The sequence below is a fragment of the Phycicoccus sp. Soil748 genome (assembly GCF_001428025.1).
In the GTDB taxonomy this organism is placed as follows: domain Bacteria; phylum Actinomycetota; class Actinomycetes; order Actinomycetales; family Dermatophilaceae; genus Pedococcus.
The window spans coordinates 1,684-3,376 of sequence record NZ_LMSC01000011.1; the positions used below are offsets into that span (position 1 = coordinate 1,684).

General features: G+C 57.4%; 1 rRNA gene (cut by a window edge). It reads right to left on the reverse strand.

Annotated features, from left to right (window positions below):
- Nucleotides 1–1,471: ribosomal RNA gene (locus tag ASG70_RS16215) — 23S ribosomal RNA — on the reverse strand; it reaches 1,462 nt to the left of the window's first position.
- Between the last annotated feature and the right edge of the window lie 222 nt (nucleotides 1,472–1,693).

Genomic DNA, 1,693 nt, shown 5'->3' on the forward strand with positions numbered 1-1,693 from the left:
GGCGGTTCNNTTCGCCGGTTCCGGAATATCAACCGGATGTCCATCGACTACGCCTGTCGGCCTCGCCTTAGGTCCCGACTTACCCAGGGCAGATTAGCTTGACCCTGGAACCCTTGGTTATTCGGCGGACGGGTTTCTCGCCCGTCATTCGCTACTCATGCCTGCATTCTCACTCGTGTGGCCTCCACGGCTGGATCACTCCGCCGCTTCCCTGGCCACACGACGCTCCCCTACCCATCAACACGCTTGGACCGTGGATCCTCAGATGCCACGGCCGGGCAAAGTGTCAATGCCACAGCTTCGGTGGTGTGCTTGAGCCCCGCTACATTGTCGGCGCGGAATCACTTGACCAGTGAGCTATTACGCACTCTTTAAAGGGTGGCTGCTTCTAAGCCAACCTCCTGGTTGTCAATGCAACTCCACATCCTTTCCCACTTAGCACACGCTTAGGGACCTTAGATGGTGGTCTGGGCTGTTTCCCTCTCGACTACGGAGCTTATCCCCCGCAGTCTCACTGCCACGCTCTCACTTACCGGCATTCGGAGTTTGGCTAACGTCAGTAACCTGGTGAGGCCCATCAGCTATCCAGTAGCTCTACCTCCGGTAAGAAACACGTGACGCTGCACCTAAATGCATTTCGGGGAGAACCAGCTATCACGGAGTTTGATTGGCCTTTCACCCCTACCCACAGCTCATCCCCTCAGTTTTCAACCTAAGTGGGTTCGGTCCTCCACGACGTCTTACCGTCGCTTCAACCTGGCCATGGGTAGATCACTCCGCTTCGGGTCTAGACCCAGCGACTAAAACGCCCTATTCGGACTCGCTTTCGCTACGGCTTCCCCACACGGGTTAACCTCGCCACTGAGCACTAACTCGCAGGCTCATTCTTCAAAAGGCACGCCGTCACCCCACAAGGAGGCTCCGACGGATTGTAGGCACACGGTTTCAGGATCTATTTCACTCCCCTCCCGGGGNCCCGCCAGATTCACACGGGATTTCTCGGGCCCCGTGCTACTTGGGATACTTCTCTGGAGTGCGCATTGTTTCGTCTACGGGGGTAGCACCCTCTGTGCCGGGCCTTTCAATGCCCTTCGACTACAACGCGCATTTCTGACTCCATGCCAGCGTGTCAGCACTGACCGAAAAGTCCCACGACCCCCCAGCTGCAACCCCTGACAGGTATCACACAACTGAGGTTTAGCCTCTTCCGCTTTCGCTCGCCACTACTCACGGAATCGCGGTTGCTTTCTCTTCCTGTGGGTACTGAGATGTTTCACTTCCCCACGTTCCCTCTACCCGCCCTATGTGTTCAGGCGGGAGTGACTGGACTTGCCTCCAGCCGGGTTTCCCCATTCGGAAATCCTCGGATCACAGTCTGGTTATCGACTCCCCGAGGCTTATCGCAGATTCCTACGTCCTTCTTCGGTTCCTGGTGCCAAGGCATCCACCGTGTGCCCTTAAAAACTTGAGCCACAAAGATGCTCGCGTCCACTGTGTAGTTCTCAACATACGGGCGGCCCCACCCCACACCCAGCACCTNTCGAAGCTTTCGCCCGAGCCTTCAGGACCCAACAACGTGTCAGACGCCCCCACCCCCTCGACCGCGTTCCACTGCCAGGTCCGAGGACCCGACTTGTACTTGCGACACGAGCTGGTGTCAGCGCCAAATAATCGATGTTCCACCCTTGAGCAC